Below are 19,377 nucleotides of genomic sequence, written 5' to 3'. Positions count from 1 at the left end.
TTTCCTTTTAAATTGATAATAAAACTATTAATAAAACTGGAGGAGTTATAATAAGTCCAAATTTACTATATTCCCAAAAGCTAATTTTTACACCTTTTTTTGCTAAAACATGAAGCCAAAGAAGAGTAGCTAAACTACCAAATGGAGTCATTTTTGGTCCAAGGTTACACCCAATAACATTTGCATAAATCAATGCTTGATTTGAAATATCAGTTAAAGCTATATCCATAATCATTACTGTTGGCATATTATTCATAATTGCACTTAAAAATGCAGCTATAAATCCTGTTCCAACAACAGCAACCATATCACCTTTTGTTGCAAGATATTGTAAAATTTGACTTAATTCATCTGTCAATCCTGCATTTTTTAAACCATAAACAACAATATAAAGTCCAATACTAAACCATACAACTTGCCATGGTGCTTCTTTTATAATATGTTTTGCTTTTACAGTTTTTGAAATAGTTGCAATTATTAAAAATATAACTGCTCCACCTAAAGCAAAAATAGAAATAGGTAAATCGTAAGCATCTCCTAAAAAATATGCACATAATAAAAAACCTAAAAAGAACCAAGAAAAATAAAAAAGTTTCATATTTTTGATTACACTTTTTGGCTCTTTTAACAAAGTTATATCCACAGTTTTGGGAATATCTTTTCGTAAAAGTAACCATAAAAAAACTATTGAAGTGATTACACTTACAATAAATGGAATTATCATATTAAAAAAGTATTCCACAAATCCAATACTAAAATAGTTCGCTGTTACTATATTTGTTAGATTTGAAAATACGAATGGTAAAGAAGCACTATCACTTATAAATCCACCTGCAAGTAAAAAAGCAACTATTGTTTTTGTATTTAGTTTTAGTATTCTCATTTTTGCTAACAAAATTGGAGTTAAAATTAACGCTGCTCCATCATTTGCAAAAAGTGCAGAAACAAAAGCCCCAAGTAAAATAGAATAGATAAACATCAATATTCCATTTCCATTTGAAAACTTTGCCATTTTAAGTGCAGCCCACTCAAAAAATCCTATTTCGTCTAAAATCATAGATAAGATTATGATTCCAATAAATGCTAAAGTTGCATCCCAAACTATATTTGTTACAGCAAGTACATCATCAAAATTTACAACTTGAAAAATCAAAGCAACAATTGCACCTAAAATTGCAGTTGTTCCAATTTGTAAACCTCGTGGTTGCCAAATTACAAATATCAAAGTAATCAAAAAAATTAAACTTGCAATTAACATCTATTTTTCTTCATGCATTTCTAAAATCTCTGATTTTAAAGTATAAATATAAGAATCAACTTCAATTTCATCAAATCTTTCTACTGTTACAGCTGTTCTTTCAAACTCGGCACCTTCAAACTCATCTAAACTATCCCAATGATTTATAAGGTTATCTGAATAAAATAAAAATCCATGAATAGTATCCTTTCCAGCATCAAGCCTAATCCCAGGATAACCCATACTTGCACTCCAACCAGCATCTATTAATTTTCCATTTACAGTTGCAGGAACAAATTTCCCAACTATATTTTCTAATACATAAGCATTTGGACAATTTGGCATTAGTGTTCCATATACAAAAAGTGTCTCTTTCAATTTTATTCCTTAATCTCACAAACTTTTTTTAGAGTTGGCAACTCTATTTGAAGTGTCATTATCTCTTTTATACAACTTTGTCTAAACTCATCTAAAGGTGAACGAATACTATAATAAGCCCATCTTCCATCACGTTCTAGTTTTAAAAATCCAGCTTCTTTTAAAATCTTTAGATGACGTGAAAGTCTTGATTGAATCATTTCAAATGAGTTTTCCAAATCACAAACACAACATTTTCCATAAATATTTATGAACTTAATTATCTTTACTCTTGTCTCATCATTTAAAGCACTAACTGTTTTTAAAAATATATCCATACTTGCTCCTTGATGATTTTTGAAAGTTTAACATAAAAATATTAATATATCAACATATCTTGATATATTAATTATAAAAATAGTAATTACTTAAAAAAAGTAATTACCATTGGAAGAAAAATTGCAGTAAATATTCCACTTAAACCCATTGCAAGTGCTGCAAAAGCTGCTGCTTTTTCACTTATTTCTATTGCCCTTGCAGTTCCAATTCCATGTGATACAAGTCCAAGAGCAAAACCTTTTGAAGTTTCATATTTTACTTTAAAAATTTTAAACACTATTGTTCCAAATAAAGCTCCAACAATTCCTGTAATTAAAACAAAACCAACAGCAAGTGAAGGAATAGCTCCAATTTGTTCTGAAGTTATAATTGCTATTGGAGCAGTTATAGATTTTGTAGTCATTGATAAAATAGTTGGAAGATGTGCTCCAAAAATATAAAGTAAACTAATTGCAATCACTATTGAAAAAACACCAGCTATAAATAGAGTTAAAACTATTGGTAAAAAAAGTGATTTTATATATTTCAAATTTTTATAAAGTGGAAGAGCAAGTGCAACTGTTGCAGGGCCTAAGAAAAAATGAATTATTTCAACACTTTTAAAATACTTTTCAAATGATGTATTTGTATAAACAATCAAAGATAAAATAATCACATAAGCTATAATAATTGGTTGTAATAAAGTATGTTTATTAAACTTTTCATAAATTATTATTCCTAATTTAAATGCTGCTAATGTGATAATTAGCCAAGTAAGTGGTGTAGAACTAATATAGTTTGTCAATGCTTCATAATTCATTTTTATTCACCCTTGAAGTTAGAAAATCCATAAATTTAGCTGCAAAAACTAAAGCTATTAAAGTTCCAAAAAATAGAGCTATAAATATAGCCCAAAACTCTTTTGTAATAATATCTATTTGAGTAATTATTCCCATTGCTGCTGGAATAAAAAGTAATGGAAGATATCTTAAATGAAGTGCAACTGCATTATCAAGACTTATAAAACTTCCTTTTCTAATCAATAAAAAAAATAACAATAAAACCATTCCAATTACAGGTCCAGGAACTAATAACTCAAAGAATTTAGCTATACACTCCCCTAAAAATTGAAATACTAATAAAACTATAATACCTTTTAACAAATCTATTTCCTTAAATTTATCTTTTAATTAAGTGGATCTTCTCCACTTTGCCATGTGGCTAAATATTTTTCAATTAAATGAAAATCTTCACCTTTATGTTCAGTAAATGTTATATACTGATTTTTTGGATTTATTCCAAAGTTATCTTTAATTACATCCATAAATTTTAAAGCTAATTCTCTTCTTTTTTCAATTGTTCTGCCTTCTCTTATATCAAGATTCATCAAACAAATATCATCAGTAACATTTGCTCTTCCAATAGTTAAACTATATTTATCATACTCTCTTAAACTAATAGCAATATGATCTGTTTTTGTATCCATGATTTGAGCAAAACTATTTCTTATCTCTTTTACAAACTCTTCTTTAGTTTCATTTGATACTTTTTTATTCAATTCAAACTGTAAATGAGGCATTTTTTATCCTTTTAGTTTTTAAATAATTGATAAATTGAAGAAAAATCTTCGTCACCTTTTCCTAACATTTTCATTTTAGAGAATAACTCTTTTGGAATTGCTGCACTAAAAAGTGGCTTTTTTAATTCATAAGCTAAATTTTGTAATAAATGTAAATCTTTATTTATTGCATTATTTGAAAAATGTGCAGAAAAATCTTCATCTATCAATTTTTGTGTTTTAGCTTTAAGTACAAGTGATTGACCACCACCAACTCCAAGTATTTCTAAAGCTTTAGATTTATTTATATCACAACTTTCAGCCATTGCTGTACATTCCGCAATTGTGACCATAAATGAACCTAAACAAAGGTTATTTATAAGTTTCATTTTTGTAGCACTTGAAGGTACAGGAAGATAAAAAATCTCTTTTGCAATCTTTTCTAAAATTGGTTTAACATTTTTAAATATTTCTTCTTTTCCAGAACTAACAACAGTTAATTCACCTTTAAGTGCAGGTGCAACGGAACCAAAAACTGGATTTTCTAAATAATTTCCACCCATACTATTAATTGCGTCATGAAATTCTAAAACATCTTTATAATCATTTGTTGTCAAATCTATAATTGTTTTTCCTTTTATTTCATCACATAAAAGCCCATTTTCTCTTGACAAAATATGACTTACTGCATCACTATCAAATAAACACATAAAAATCACATCACTCTTTAAAAGTAGTTCTCTTGGTGTATCAACTTTTTCATAAGGTAAATTTTCTATTTTTTCTTTATTTCTATTATAAACAATTAATGTCTCACCAACATCACTTAATCTTTTACAAATTGCTTGACCTAAATTTCCAAGTCCAATAAATCCTATTTTCATTTATATCTCCCTCTTATCTTTATATATGATTATATTAAAAATTCATTAAAATTACTTTTGTATAATTACCTTTTTAAAAGGGGAAAAAATGAATAAATTTTTAAAAAGAGATATTGCAACATCTTTTACAACATTTTTATTTTTAGTTATGGGAATAACTGGTGTTTTAATGTATTTTCACATTTTGGATAATTATACAAAAGAAATGCATGAAATATTAGGTTTAGTTTTTGTTTTAGTAATCTTCTTTCATGTTTTTTTTAATTGGAAAGCAATGAAAAGTTATTTTAGCAAAAAAGTTTTTTTAAGTGCTGGAATAATAATTTCTATCGTGGCTTTAACATTTATTTTAAATGCAAAAACAGGTGAAAATCCAAAAGCAATATTGATAAATAAAACATTAGAAGCACCCATTGAAACTTCATTTCTAATTTTTAGTAAAAATATTGAAAATGCTAAAGAGAAACTTGAAAAAGCAGGAATAAAACTAGAAAAAGCAAACTCTTTAAAAGAACTTGCTTCAATAAATAAAACTTCACCTTTTGAGATTATAAATATTTTATCTCAAGATAAATAGATAAGAGAAAAACTCTTATCTATTTTTTAAAATCTGCAACAATTTTAGCCTTTAAAGTATCAATTGTAAATCCAAATTCTTTGAATAAATCATTTGCAGGTCCAGATGCTCCAAATGTTTCCATACCAAATACAACATCAGCATACTTGTAGTATTCTAAACCACGCGCTGCTTCTACTGCATATACTTTAGTTTTTGGGTCAATGATTTTTTCTACATACTCTTTACTTTGTTCCATTAATAAATCAAAACAAGGAACAGAAACTACGTTTGCAATAATTCCTTCTTCTTCTAAAGAACAAGCTGTTTGAAGAGCAAGCATTAATTCACTTCCACTTGCCATGATAGTGATATTTGCATTTTCTCTTTGTTTTAATAAATAAGCTCCATTTGAAACATTTCCATAAGCTCTTTCATCTTTTAATACTTTTAAACCTTGTCTTGAGCAAACAAAAGCAGTTGGTGCTTTCATTTTAAGTGCTACTTTCCAAGCTTCAACATTTTCACTTGCATCTGCAGGTCTAAATGTATAAAAGTTTGGTAATGCTCTAAATTGAGATAAATGCTCAATTGGTTGGTGTGTTGGTCCATCTTCTCCAACACCAATAGAGTCATGTGTCCAAATAAAGTGTTGAGGGATTCCTGCAAGTGCTGCTATTCTTGCACTTGGTTTTAAATAATCACTAAATACAAAGAATGTTGCAGAATAAACTCTAAATAATCCGTATAAATTCATCGCGTTTGTAATTGCTGCCATTGCATGTTCTTTGATACCAAAATGAATATTTCTTCCATTTGGGAAATCACCCATATCTTTTAATTCAGTTTTATTTGATGGAGCTAAGTCAGCACTTCCACCTAAAAATCCTGGAATTGCAAGTGCTATTGCATTTAAGATTTTGTGATTTGAATCTCTTGTTGCAACACTTGAATCAACTTCAAAAGTTGGATAAACAATAGAATCAAAATTTGGATTTTTTAACTCTTCAATTTTCGCTTTTGTTTCAGCTGAAAGTGATTCAGTCCAAGCATTTTGTGCAGTAGAACCCACGATTAACTTATCAAAAGCACCTTTCACATCTGCTGGTACAAAGAATTTTTCTTTTGGATCAAATCCGGCTTTTTCTTTTGATTTAGCAATTTCATCTTCACCTAAAGGTGCACCATGAGAATGATGACTTCCTTCCATAGTAACTGCACCTTTTGCAATTGCAGTTTTTGCGATAATAATTACAGGTTGAGTTGCAGCTTTAGCTGTAACTAACGCTTTATCAATTTGCTCAAAATTATGTCCATCAATTTCAATTACTTCAAAATCAATAGCTTGGAATCTTTTTTTAACATTTTCACTCCAAGCTATACTTGTATCGCCTTCTATTGTAATAGAGTTTGAATCATAAATTATTACAAGATTATCAAGTTTTAGATGCCCTGCTGTTGAAGTTGCTTCATAAGAGATACCTTCTTGTAAATCTCCATCACCACATAAACAATAAACTTTATGGTTAATTACATCACGTCCAAGAAGATTTTGTGCATATTTTCCAGCCATAGCAAATCCAACTGAATTTGCAATTCCTTGTCCTAAAGGTCCTGTTGTTATTTCAATTCCATGAGTATGTCCATATTCTGGATGTCCTGGAGTTTTAGAGTGAGTTTGTCTGAAGTTTTTCATATCATTTACTGATACATCAAATCCCCAAAGGTGTAATAAAGAGTATACTAAACCTGTAGCATGACCACCACTAAATACTAATCTATCTCTATTTAGCCATTTTTCATCAGCTGGATTTACATTTAAATGTTTACTTAATACTGTTGCAATATCAGCTAATCCCATAGGTGCACCTGGATGTCCTGAGTTTGCTTGTTGCACCATATCAGCTGCTAAAAATCTGATAGTATCTGCTTGTTTTTGTAATAATTGTTTTGACATGATTATCCTAATAATGAGTGAAGTTTTCTAAATTTTTAGGATTATATCTAAAATTGATTGAATAAAAAATGAATTGATTTAGTTTAGTTTTTTGGAATAATTATTTTAAAAAATGCACCTGTTGAAGAATTTTTTGCAGTTAATTTTCCATTCATATTTTTTTCTATTATTAATTTTGACATAAAAAGACCAATTCCTGAACCATTAATTTTTTCATATGTAAAAAAAGGTTCAAATATTTTTTCAATAGGTTCTACTTTTATTCCTTCTGCATTATCTTCTATTGTTGTTACAATATTATTATTTTCTTCATAAATAGTTATTTTTATGTATGGCTCTTTTATATTTCGTTGAACTAATACATCTTTTGCATTGCTAATAATATTAATTAAAACTTGAGAATAATCATTTTTATATCCAATTAATTCAGGATTTTTTTTGATTATAATATCAAGTTTAATACTATTTGCTTTTAATCCACCACTTATAATATTTATTGTTGAATTTATTTGTTCTATTAATTTGAATCTTATTTTTTCTTTATCTGTTGCAAAAAAATCTTTAAAATCATCTATTGTATTAGACATATATTTTGTTATATGATTTAATTTATCTATTGATTCCAAAATTTCTTCCTTATTTAAAGTTTCACCTAATGCAATTTTTGCTTCAATTGGTAGAAATAAAGAATTGATTTCCATCAAAGGTTGTCGCCATTGATGAGAAATATTTCCTAACATTTCACCTAAAGAAGCAAGTTTTGCTTGTTGAAACATCAATTTGTCTTTTTCTCTATTCTTTGCAACTTCTTCTTTTATTCTTTTTTCAAGTTCTTTATTGTGATGTTCTAATTCTAGGAATTCATCAATTCTCGTTTGTCTCATATTTAAAAAAATCCAACTTTATAAAAAATTAAAAGCTATACAAATAGGAATTTTTCCTATTTGTATTTATATATCAGGTGTAATATCTATATCATCTTCAATTAATAATTTAACTGTTGAATTTTCTCCTGTTCCTGTATAAACATTGTAGTTTATACCATCTAATTGTTCTGTTCCTGCATTTGACCAATCACTTGGATTATCTAGTTCAATTACATCACCATCATCACCTTTGATTACTAATTGTTTATCTTCTTGAACTAACATATCTTCTAACTCTATAGTTATCTTATCATTAGTAGAATTTTCTAAATTAATAACATCTGTATTTTTTGTGATAACAGTTGTTAAATCAATATCTTCACCCATTAAGTTTTGGATATTTGATGTTTCTTCTTGAACAATTTTTACATTTGCACTAACATCAAATGATGTTTTGTCTCCATCTGAATCTGAAGCATTTACTTTAAATGTTTCAATTTCTTCTATAAAGCTTGATGATTTTGCATAATATTTATAATCACCTGTCTCAAAATCAAATGTAAATTTAATATCATTATCACCTAATAATAAACCATCTTCAGGGAAGTCATCTTTTGTATATTCTTTTCCATCTACTTCTATACTATCTATAGAAATTTCACCATCTCCTCCAACAACATTATTAATTACATTTCCATCAACTAATAACTCTTGTACTGTATTTTCAAGTGTATTACTTAAATCATTTGCATCACTAATAATTATTACATCTTCATTTGGATTTTGTGATATTTCTCTCATATATGTATTTAATTCACTTGTTCCAATACCTATAGAATACGTTTTATCAATATCTAAATCTTTCCATTGATTAACTATTTTATCATTTACATCTGTTGTTGCTGAACCATTTCCATCTCTATACCAATTACCCCAATAATCTTGAGTCATTCCATAAGTTGGTACTCCATCAGATACAAAATATGATATTGTTTTTCCATCAAGTGGTGCAGGATTATTTTCTAATGCAGTAATATTTTTTAATAACGCATCATCATAATTTGTTCCACCACCAGCACTAATTGCATTAATTAAACTAATAGCTTTAGAAGGATCTACCCATACACCTTTAATATCACCATAAGCATTAAACACATTTAATAATACTTTAACTTCACCTAAATCATCATATTTGTTTATCAAATTAACCATTGCAGCTTTTGCTAAAGTAATTTTATCACCTTTCATACTTCCTGAATTGTCTATTGTTAATACAAGATTATATTTAAATTCTTGCATATTAACTTGCTCTGATTCATTAACCGCATAAATTGTTGCATCTGAATCTATTGACTCAGAAGAAGAACTATTACTTTGTTCTGTAGATTTTGCTGTGATTTGTAAATCTACATATTTTACTTCAGATGGAACTGTCATTTTAATATTATTGTAATTGATAGATGTTTCACCTTGAGGTACAACTACTTCCCAAATTCCATTTCCTAAATTTGTCATATTTGATAAATCAAATGTTGCTCCTTCAGGTACTCCACTAATTTGTATAGTTAAAGTTTCACTTCCATCTGTATCAACTAATGCTGCACTCATATCAACTTCATAATCTACTGTTGTTGAAGGTGTTGTAATAATTTCTACTTCTCCTAAAGTTTTACCATCAGCAAATATAATACCTTCGATATTATTAATATATAATGTTCCTATCACTTGAGTATGTGCTTCATCGGCATATTGAGTTATAGTTCCATCCATTCCTGTTTCACCACTGTGAACGTTTACATTCCAACTATAATAGCTAGAATCTTTTCCTAAATATAATGTATCCGTTCCAGCACTATCATTAATTGTACCATTAATTAAATTTCCAAGAATAGCAATAAAATCATTCCCACCCATTGGTTCAATCTTAGCACCACCAGAAATATCTCCATTAATTACAATTATATTATCAGATGATGAAGTTTTTAAGAAATCATTACTATCTAAATTTTCATTAACAACTATATTTTGTGCAGCAGTTTCTGTATTATTTCCAACATTTTTTACTTCTGCATATGTATTTTTGTTTACTAAAATATCTGCAATATCATACGTCGATGTTCCAACTTTAACTACCAATTCTTCTGAAATTGAAGAAGATGTAACTTTTGTTACATTTATACTTGCAACAGGCTCATCTGCAACAGCAATTATTTCTATAGCTGTAGTATATTCATTACTAAAGTTTCCATTTCCATCACCAACTTCAAATTTAAGATTTCCATCAATGTCACTATTAGAAGTTGGTTCAAATATTAATTTTCCAGCTCCAACATCTGCTAAAGTAATGATTTGACCTTTATAAATCTCAATTTTTGTATCCTGCGTTACTGTAATTAAATTACCTTCTTTATCAATTATAGTTTCACCTTCTTTAACTAATAAATAAAGTTTACCACTATCTAAGTTTGGTAATTCAGTAATTTTAAATTCTTTTGTATTAACTGAAACATCTCCAAAATCATTTACTTTTAAAATATATGGAGTATCTTCATTTGTAGTTATACTATCATCAGAAGATTCTAAAACAGGTGTAAAGTCAAAAGTTTTTTCAACTTGATTTACTTTTTCATAATTTCCACCATTTATTTCAATTACTTTAACAACTACATTAGATAAATCCCCTAAATCTTTACTATCAACAGTAATTGTTGCTCTTCCAGTTGCATTTATGATAACATTTTCATATCTTACACCATTTATTTCTACAGTTGCTGTTGCACTTCCTTGAGGTGGATAATTTTCATCTAGTTGAATATCAAATGTAACTTTTCCTCCTTCTGTTACTATATCAGTTACATCTGTATCTACTACTTCTTTATATACAATTTTGTTAATTAAATAATCATCATCATAATTTGGAGCAGTAAATTCAACTTTATCAAATGCCACTAAATCTCCATTTGAATCAGGTAATTCAAATGTATAAGATAAGTCAACTCTATCTGTTCCACCTTGTGCTTCTACTGATTTTATCAATTCACCATCTGGAGTATAATAATTTACTTTTGCTTTTGTATTATTTCCTCCACCTGTAACTTCTGCATATCCTACAACTTGATTATCATTTATAAATGTTACTCTAGCTGTTTCTGTATTATTTCTCCAAGCAAATGCAATATCTAAAGAATTAACATCTTTTTCAAAATTAATAACAATTTTTTCACTCTCTCCATTTCCAAGGTTTCCTAATTCAGCACTATTAGCACCTCCAGTAGTTTTTCCATACACACCAAATCCATCATGGTCTGTACCTTTTATAACTGCAATATTTTTATCATTACCATTAGTATCTATTGCAGAGATTGAAATGCCTGTTAAATCATTAAACTCAGTATCTACATCAATAATTTTAGGTGCAATTGCTGTTGCAGTAATTGTTATATTAATTGGGTCAACATCATCATTGATTATAATTTCTGTTTTTTTATCAGTTATATCTATTTCTGTATTTGATATTTCTGATATTGATACTTCAAATGTTGTTGTATCTTGTTTATAATAGTCATCTACTCTATCTGTTTCAACATAAATTGTTTCTCTAGGTGTATATTCTCCAGCATAAATAGTAACTTCTTGTCCATTACTTAAAGTTATTTTTAAATCTTCTTGCAATAAATTATCAATACTAATACTAACTGTACCGATTACTTTATCCCCTGTTGCTATGCCACTTTCTTCTTCTGATACTGTACTTCCAACTATTGTAATTACAGGAATAGTATCATTATCTGTAATACTTGTTACTACTGCTGTTTTATCTACTGTTACATTCTCAAATTGTTCTTGATTTGAAACTGTATTTATTGCAATTGTAAACTCTTCTGTCCCTTCTGCGTATACATCATCGATTGTTGCTACATTTACTGGTGCTTCACTTGAACCTGCTTTTATTATTACACTTGATGTTTCAGTAATATCATCACCTGAAGCTGTTGTATATGTATATGTAAATGTTACTTCCATATCTTCTGTTGCAACTACTGGGTTCCCTGCATCATCTGTTAATGTTACTTTATATGTTGCATTTTCCCCTTCTGTTACTGCTGTATCTACTCCAACTAATTTTACATTTACATTATCTTTTTCATTTGGTTGATCTGGATCTGTTGGTGTATATGGGTCTGTCTCATCTGTAATACTTGTTACTACTGCTGTTTTATCTACTGTTACATTCTCAAATTGTTCTTGATTTGAAACTGTATTTATTGCAATTGTAAACTCTTCTGTCCCTTCTGCGTATACATCATCGATTGTTGCTACATTTACTGGTGCTTCACTTGAACCTGCTTTTATTATTACACTTGATGTTTCAGTAATATCATCACCTGAAGCTGTTGTATATGTATATGTAAATGTTACTTCCATATCTTCTGTTGCAACTACTGGGTTCCCTGCATCATCTGTTAATGTTACTTTATATGTTGCATTTTCCCCTTCTGTTACTGCTGTATCTACTCCAACTAATTTTACATTTACATTATCTTTTTCATTTGGTTGATCTGGATCTGTTGGTGTATATGGGTCTGTCTCATCTGTAATACTTGTTACTACTGCTGTTTTATCTACTGTTACATTCTCAAATTGTTCTTGATTTGAAACTGTATTTATTGCAATTGTAAACTCTTCTGTCCCTTCTGCGTATACATCATCGATTGTTGCTACATTTACTGGTGCTTCACTTGAACCTGCTTTTATTATTACACTTGATGTTTCAGTAATATCATCACCTGAAGCTGTTGTATATGTATATGTAAATGTTACTTCCATATCTTCTGTTGCAACTACTGGGTTCCCTGCATCATCTGTTAATGTTACTTTATATGTTGCATTTTCCCCTTCTGTTACTGCTGTATCTACTCCAACTAATTTTACATTTACATTATCTTTTTCATTTGGTTGATCTGGATCTGTTGGTGTATATGGGTCTGTCTCATCTGTAATACTTGTTACTACTGCTGTTTTATCTACTGTTACATTCTCAAATTGTTCTTGATTTGAAACTGTATTTATTGCAATTGTAAACTCTTCTGTCCCTTCTGCGTATACATCATCGATTGTTGCTACATTTACTGGTGCTTCACTTGAACCTGCTTTTATTATTACACTTGATGTTTCAGTAATATCATCACCTGAAGCTGTTGTATATGTATATGTAAATGTTACTTCCATATCTTCTGTTGCAACTACTGGGTTCCCTGCATCATCTGTTAATGTTACTTTATATGTTGCATTTTCCCCTTCTGTTACTGCTGTATCTACTCCAACTAATTTTACATTTACATTAGTTAAATCTGTAGTTGGAGTAATGGCTACCGTATTACCTGTTTCTACAGGAATATTAGAAATAGATTCAGTTAAATTTTCCCATATAGCACTATCTGCTATACCATTTAAAGAATCATCTATTGAAGAAAAGATTGAATTAAATGTAGAACCATTAGATGTTGCTCCTCCTTGTTCTCCACCAGCTGCAGCGGCATCAAGTGTTTCAACTAATGATTGAAAATCAGAAATTATTGCTAATTTATCATTCCCATTTCCTGATCCTAATTCAACTGGTTTAGATAATAAAGCTTCTAATCTATCTATTATTTCACTGCCATTAAATGCATCATTATCAACTATATTATCAACATCTTTTTCATTAACTGTTTTATTAATTATTACTAAAGTAGGATTTTCCATACCTTCAACATTTTCTTGAAGAAGAGGAACTATTCCTTTTAAGTCAACTTTAATAGTTTTACCATCAATTTTAAACGTTAATTCTACTGATTGCTGATTATCTTTAAAATTTAAAACATAACTACTAAAACCATTAGAAAATATATATTGTTCACCTTTATTAACATTAAACTGTAAATCTTTATTTAAATCTACAACTTTATCTTGACCTTCAGACTTTATAGTTAACTTCATTTGATTACTCCATTTATATTTTAAATAATTTTTTATGCACTACTCTATTGAATAATCTTACAAAAATAAAGTCTCTAAAAAGTTTTTTAATTTATTATTTAATGAAGAAAAAGATAATTGTACTCAATTATCTTTCATGTAAGGATTCTTGTTTAACTTTAAGTATAGGTTTCAAAATAAAATCTAAAATTGTCTTTTTCCCTGTAACAATATCTACTGTAGCTATCATTCCTGGAATAATTGGTAGTTTTTTACCTTTTCTTTCTAAATAATTTTTATCAGTTTTTACTAATACACGATAATAACTTTTTCCTTCTTTTGAATCTTTATCAACAATTGTATCAGCTGAAATTTCTACAATTTTCCCTTCTAATCCACCATAAATTGAAAAATCGTATGCTGTAATTTTAATAATTGCTTTTTGACTTGGATTAATAAAAGCTATATCTTTAGGATCAATTTTTGCTTCAACAACTAAAGCATCACTCAAGGGAACTATTTCTATTAAATCCATTCCTGATTGAACAACTCCACCTATTGTATTGAAATTCAATTGTTTTATAATTCCATCAACTGGAGATGTAATTGTAGTTTTAGCTACTTTATCCCTATCACCTATCAATTTGGCTTCAAATCTATTTATTTGACTTACCGTTTTTTGTAACTCAGTTGAAGCTTCCGATTTAAAAGTATTTATTTTTTCTTGTATTCTATTTTGTGCCTCTGAAATTGCATAATTTGATCTAGAAATTGAAAGCTTAGCAGTTTGTAGATCACCCTTTGTCTGATTGTACTCTTTTTCTATATCAAGTAAATCATAATTAGATTTAATTCCTCTTTCAACCAATTTTCTAATAGTTTTTCTTTGCTGTTCTATAAAACCTAAACTATCCGTTAATTTTTTTATTGTACTTTCTATTTCTTTTAACTCTTGTATTTTTTGACTTTCTTGATTTTGAAGTACATTTATAGAAGATTTTAATTCTCTAAATCTATTTTCTAATAACAATTTTTCATTAATATCATATCGAGAGGAATCACCTAAAACTTTTTCATCAAATTTTAATTCTGGTAAATCCTTTTCTATATTTATTGTTGATTCTATTTCTAATCTTGCTTTTAGAGCTAATAAAGATAAATATTCTTGTCTACTTTCTTCTAAAGTTGCTTGAAATCTTGTTGTATCTATTTTCATCAAAGGATCATCAAACTTTACAATATCTCCTTCTTTAACAAAAATTTCAGAAATAATTCCACCATCTAAAGATTGTACAGTCTGAATTTTATCCGTTGGAATTACTTTACCATTTCCTCTTGCTAATTCATCTATTTCAGCTAAACTTGCCCAAAGTAAGAAAATCAAAAATATTCCAGTAATAAGCATAAAAATTACTCTACTTACTGAGCTTGGTTTTTCATTTGAGTTTGAATAAGAAGTATAAATAAACTCTAAGTCTTCTTCTTTTTTGTCTCCTAAACCATATAAATTTTTAAAATCATTTAATATTTTTGAAAAAAAACCTTTTTGTTTTTTGATCTTTTTTTCTACTTTTTTATTATCTTCATTAACTTTTAACGTTTCTCCTGACATCTGTAAATGTTCAGCATTTTTCATTGGAATATCTTTTTTGTCAATAGTATTCATAATTTAACCTACTTTTGTAGTAAATACTTCATCTTTTGGTCCATCAACAATGATTTTACCATTTTCAACTATTATAATTCTATCAACTAATTGAAGTAAAGATGTTTTGTGAGTTACAACTATCAAAGTTTTTTCACTTACAATATTTTGTAATCTATTAATAAAAGATTTTTCAGATTGTCTATCCATTGAGTTTGTTGGTTCATCTAACATTATAATATTTGGGTCAGAAATTAAAGCACGAGCTAATGTTACAGATTGTCGTTCTCCTCCTGAAAGCCCATCACCTCGTTCTCCCACTAATAAATCATATCCAGCTTCATGTTTACCTAAAAATTCATCTAAACCTGCAACTTTTGAAACCCTTAATAACTCTTCATCCGAAACATACTGTTCACCAATAGTTAAATTGTCTTTTATTGTACCCATAAATAAAAATGGCTCTTGAGGAACACTTCCAATAGAATGCCTTAAATCTGTAGGATCTATTTGTCTTGTGTCTAATCCATCAATTAAAACTGAACCTTTTGTTGGTTCATACAAATTCATAATAAGTTTTAATAATGTTGATTTACCTGAACCAATTTTTCCAAGAATTGCAACTTTTTCACCTTGTTTTATTTTTAAATTAATATCTTTTAATGTTTGGTGATTTTGATCTTTATATGAAAATTGAACATCTTTTAACTCAATATCTCCTCTTAAATTAGGACGACTTATATATGACTTATTCTCTTTCTCAACAGGCATTCTCATTACTTCATCAAGATTATTTAAAGAAAGCATTGTTCTATCAAATTTTATAATCATACCAACAAGTTGGGAAATTGGTGCAATTACTCTACCATTTAATATCATTGCAGCAATTATTGCTCCCATCGTGATTTCACCATCTTGCGCTAAATAAACTCCTGCAGCTACTATTGCAATATTTGAAAATTGTGAAATAAAGGCTGTAAAATAACTAATTGTTTGAGATAAAAAGTGACCTTTATCAGCAAAATATACTGTTTTATTTATTGAGTTATCCCAATGTGTTTTCATTCTATTTTGAGCTTTTACACTTTTTATAATTTCTAATCCAGAAACAGTTTCAATAAGTGTAGTTTGTTTTATTTGTTCTTCTTTTACAGATTTTTCAATTATTGTTTTTAATGGTCTTTGTAAATACCAAGATAACAATAAAGATATAATAACAGTCGTAATTGTAATATATGCTAAGGGTCCCGCAATAAAAAATATAACTAAAATAAAAATTAAAACAAAAGGTAAATCAACAATTGCTGCAATTGTTGCACTTGTAAAAAATTCTCTTACACTTTCAAAAGATTGTAACCTACTCACAAATTGACCTGTTGATGCAGGTTTTGACTCAAGTTTAATATTTAATAAATGATTAAATATTTTATTTGCCATAATTGTATCTGCTCGCTTACTTGCAAGTCCTAAAAAATAAGAACGTAATACCTTTAATAATAAATCAAAAATCATAACAAGAGAAATTCCTATAAATAAAGCCCACAATGTTTCTATTGCATTATTTGGAAGAACTCTATCATATACATTCATCGTAAATAAAGGAGTTGCTAATATAAAAATATTAATAAATAATGATACAGCAACTACTTGTTGATATATTCCTTTATTTCTCTTTAAAGTACCCCAAAACCAATTTTTAGGATTATCTACAACAACTTCTTTTTCAATTCTATTATTAAAATTATATTCAGGTTTAATAATTATTACTTCACCAGTATATTCACTTTCAATTTTTTGAATAGTCATTTGAGTTTCACCTGCGATTAATCCAGGTAAAATAACTTGAGCTACACCTTCTTTCAAATTATAATCAACTAAAACACAAGCTCTATTTTTATCTAAGATTAAAACAGAAGGCAATGCAAGTTTAGTAATATCTTTTACTTTTTCTCTTTTTACTGTTTTAGTAACTAAGCCTATTCGAGAAGCTGCTTGATGGAACATAGAAATGTTCATTGATTTTTTATGTATTGGTAAACCGAAAGTTAGAGATTCAGCAGATGTTTCTCTGTTGTGATATTTAGATAAAAAAAGTAGACAACCTAACAAGTCATCTACTTTTCTTCTATCTTTTAAATTTCCTAATGTTTCATTTTCTATTAAATTAGAGTCATTATTTTCCAATATTTACCTTTTTATTAGAAATCCTAATTATTATATTTTGAATATAATTTTTGATGTTTTGAGATATTATCAATATATGGTTTATTTACTCTTATAGAAGTAGGTAAATTTTCCATTGCAATATTAGCATCTTTTACTGATTTAAATATACCATAAATAACCTTAGCACTCTTCATTTCTGGACCAAAAGGATAAGTATACGAACTATTTTTATCTAAGCCATTTGCACTAACATACTCTTTTGCATTTTCTAATCCTTCAGTCGTTGTAATATTTATCGTATAGTACTCTGCTGGAGCTTCTAAAAAAGTTGCATATTCAGATTTATTTTCAATTGGCATTTTTGTAGGAGCAACTAATGGTTCAGCTTTTTTTATTTCTGTAGGTTCATCACCTAATAGTGCTTTTAAATCACTTGATTCATTATTATTTTGTGCAGCTAGCTTTTGTTCTGAAACGATATTATTTAAAGCTTTTTCATCAGAACAAACATCATTTTTTGGATCTAGAACAGTATCAGTTACCATAGATAAAGAGAACAAAATATCATAATAATTTTTATATAATTCGTATTCTCTATTTACTAAACTTTTTTTAGCTTCATAAAGAACTGTTTGAGCATCTAAAATATCAACAAATGTTCTAGTTCCTGATTCAAATTCACTTTTATATACTTCAACTATATTTTCATTTGCAACAACATAATCTTTAAGCACAGATATTCTATCTTTATTTTTTAAAAATCTTTGATAATTAACTTTTAACGATTCAACTACTTTATTTGTAACTGCATCAAGTCTCTCTTTCTGTTCCGCTAAAAATAGTTCTTCTTGTTTAGATACGGCATGATCTCCACCACCATTGTATAAATTCCAAGCCAAATTTATTCGACCATATACTTGGTTTTCAATTCCTTCTTCATTTAATGATAAATCATTATCTGTTAATGCTTTTAATTCTAAACTAAAATTTGGTAAAAATTTTGCATCTGCTTGTGCAATTTTTTCTCTTTGAGCTTTTACTCTTTCTATTTGTTCTAGAATTTCATTATTCCTTAAAACAGCTAGTTCAACTATTTGTTGTAAACTATTTGGAATCTTTGATAAATCCATTTTAGGTCTACATTCATTTCCTGTTGGGTCAATTCCTACATATCTTTTAAATGTACTAATTCTTGAACTTTTTAAATCATTCTCTTCTAAATATTTTTCTTTCACAAAACTTAGTTTTGAATCAACTTCGTATGTTTCTAAAATTTCACCACTAATTGCTTCTTTTTCTTTTGCAATTTGAAGATTCTCTTCATTTGTTGTGATCATATCTTTAGTTAATCCTAACATTTCGTCATATTGAACTAAACCTGTGTAAGCTGTAATTGTTTCATAAACAACATTTTCTATATTATTATCACTTCTGTATTTATTTGCTAAATCATTATGTTTTGCTTCTCTTACTTGGCTAGGAGTTAAATCACCATCATAAAGCATTTGATTTAATGCTATTCCAACATTATATCCATCTTCTTGATCTGAACCATTTACATAATTATTTGAATTTGGTTGATCATATCTTTTGTCAGAATTACTTTTTTCTAATCTTCCATCTATATCGATTCTTGGTAAATAATTAGCTTTTCTTTCATCAATATATTTTTTAAAAGCTTCTTGATTATTTCTTTCAGCTATTACCTCAGGATTTGTTGAAAGAACTCTTTCTACACTCTCTTTTAAACTTGCAGCGTGTAAAAAAGAACTTGCAAAAAATGAAATACAAGCAAATTTTAATATTTTTGTTTTAAACATTTTAACTCCAATTATGTATTTTTAAGAGATTTCTTAAATAATTTTTTATGTTACT

At 28.0% G+C, this 19,377-nt stretch carries 14 protein-coding genes; 1 reads left to right on the top strand and 13 read right to left on the bottom strand.

Annotated elements, in window-relative coordinates; translation table 11 throughout:
* Positions 1-7: 7 nt before the first annotated feature.
* The 7 genes from ABLL_RS01610 to ABLL_RS01580 form a co-directional block, all read right to left on the bottom strand.
* On the bottom strand, positions 8-1,258 hold the full coding sequence (locus tag ABLL_RS01610) for an arsenic transporter (protein ID WP_014473028.1): 1,251 nt from the start codon (positions 1,256-1,258) through the stop codon (positions 8-10).
* A complete protein-coding gene (locus ABLL_RS01605) occupies positions 1,259-1,615 on the bottom strand; it encodes a gamma-glutamylcyclotransferase (protein ID WP_014473027.1) in 357 nt (118 codons plus the stop codon).
* A 2-nt stretch (positions 1,616-1,617) separates the two neighbouring features.
* Entirely contained in the window at positions 1,618-1,932 is a 315-nt protein-coding gene (locus tag ABLL_RS01600) for a metalloregulator ArsR/SmtB family transcription factor (protein ID WP_014473026.1), read from the bottom strand.
* Positions 1,933-2,018: 86 nt separating this feature from the next.
* Positions 2,019-2,732: an LrgB family protein gene (locus ABLL_RS01595; protein WP_014473025.1), complete on the bottom strand. Its 714-nt coding sequence runs from the start codon at positions 2,730-2,732 to the stop codon at positions 2,019-2,021.
* A complete protein-coding gene (locus ABLL_RS01590) occupies positions 2,722-3,075 on the bottom strand; it encodes a CidA/LrgA family protein (RefSeq protein WP_014473024.1) in 354 nt (117 codons plus the stop codon). The genes ABLL_RS01595 and ABLL_RS01590 overlap by 11 nt, the downstream gene beginning before the upstream one ends.
* A 23-nt stretch (positions 3,076-3,098) precedes the next feature.
* The gene (locus tag ABLL_RS01585) at positions 3,099-3,491 is read right to left on the bottom strand and encodes a tautomerase (protein ID WP_014473023.1); all 393 of its coding nucleotides are present in this window, start codon (positions 3,489-3,491) and stop codon (positions 3,099-3,101) included.
* 11 nt (positions 3,492-3,502) lie between these two features.
* Positions 3,503-4,354: an NAD(P)-dependent oxidoreductase gene (locus ABLL_RS01580; protein WP_014473022.1), complete on the bottom strand. Its 852-nt coding sequence runs from the start codon at positions 4,352-4,354 to the stop codon at positions 3,503-3,505.
* A gap of 88 nt (positions 4,355-4,442) precedes the next feature.
* Between ABLL_RS01580 and ABLL_RS14595 the strand changes: the two genes are divergently transcribed.
* A complete protein-coding gene (locus tag ABLL_RS14595; RefSeq protein WP_014473021.1) occupies positions 4,443-4,931 on the top strand; it encodes a DUF4405 domain-containing protein in 489 nt (162 codons plus the stop codon).
* A gap of 19 nt (positions 4,932-4,950) precedes the next feature.
* Here ABLL_RS14595 and tkt read toward each other — a convergent pair whose 3' ends face one another.
* From tkt to ABLL_RS01545, 6 genes are all read right to left on the bottom strand, one after another.
* Complete coding sequence (gene tkt, locus ABLL_RS01570; RefSeq protein WP_014473020.1) at positions 4,951-6,867, bottom strand: transketolase; 1,917 nt, start codon at positions 6,865-6,867, stop codon at positions 4,951-4,953.
* A gap of 83 nt (positions 6,868-6,950) precedes the next feature.
* Complete coding sequence (locus tag ABLL_RS01565) at positions 6,951-7,751, bottom strand: sensor histidine kinase (protein WP_014473019.1); 801 nt, start codon at positions 7,749-7,751, stop codon at positions 6,951-6,953.
* 66 nt (positions 7,752-7,817) lie between these two features.
* Entirely contained in the window at positions 7,818-13,712 is a 5,895-nt protein-coding gene (locus tag ABLL_RS14590) for a vWA domain-containing protein (protein ID WP_014473018.1), read from the bottom strand.
* Positions 13,713-13,839: 127 nt separating this feature from the next.
* Positions 13,840-15,357, bottom strand: coding sequence for an HlyD family type I secretion periplasmic adaptor subunit (locus ABLL_RS01555; RefSeq protein ID WP_014473017.1), 1,518 nt, complete (start codon positions 15,355-15,357; stop codon positions 13,840-13,842).
* Positions 15,358-15,360: 3 nt separating this feature from the next.
* A complete protein-coding gene (locus ABLL_RS01550; protein ID WP_014473016.1) occupies positions 15,361-17,520 on the bottom strand; it encodes a type I secretion system permease/ATPase in 2,160 nt (719 codons plus the stop codon).
* Between the two features lie 23 nt (positions 17,521-17,543).
* On the bottom strand, positions 17,544-19,322 hold the full coding sequence (locus ABLL_RS01545) for a TolC family protein (RefSeq protein WP_014473015.1): 1,779 nt from the start codon (positions 19,320-19,322) through the stop codon (positions 17,544-17,546).
* Positions 19,323-19,377: the final 55 nt, after the last annotated feature.

It is taken from the genome of Arcobacter sp. L, from assembly GCF_000284235.1.
GTDB lineage: Bacteria > Campylobacterota > Campylobacteria > Campylobacterales > Arcobacteraceae > Aliarcobacter > Aliarcobacter defluvii.
The sequence above is the reverse complement of the archived record's forward strand: the minus strand, read 5'-3'. Positions and strand labels throughout refer to the sequence as shown.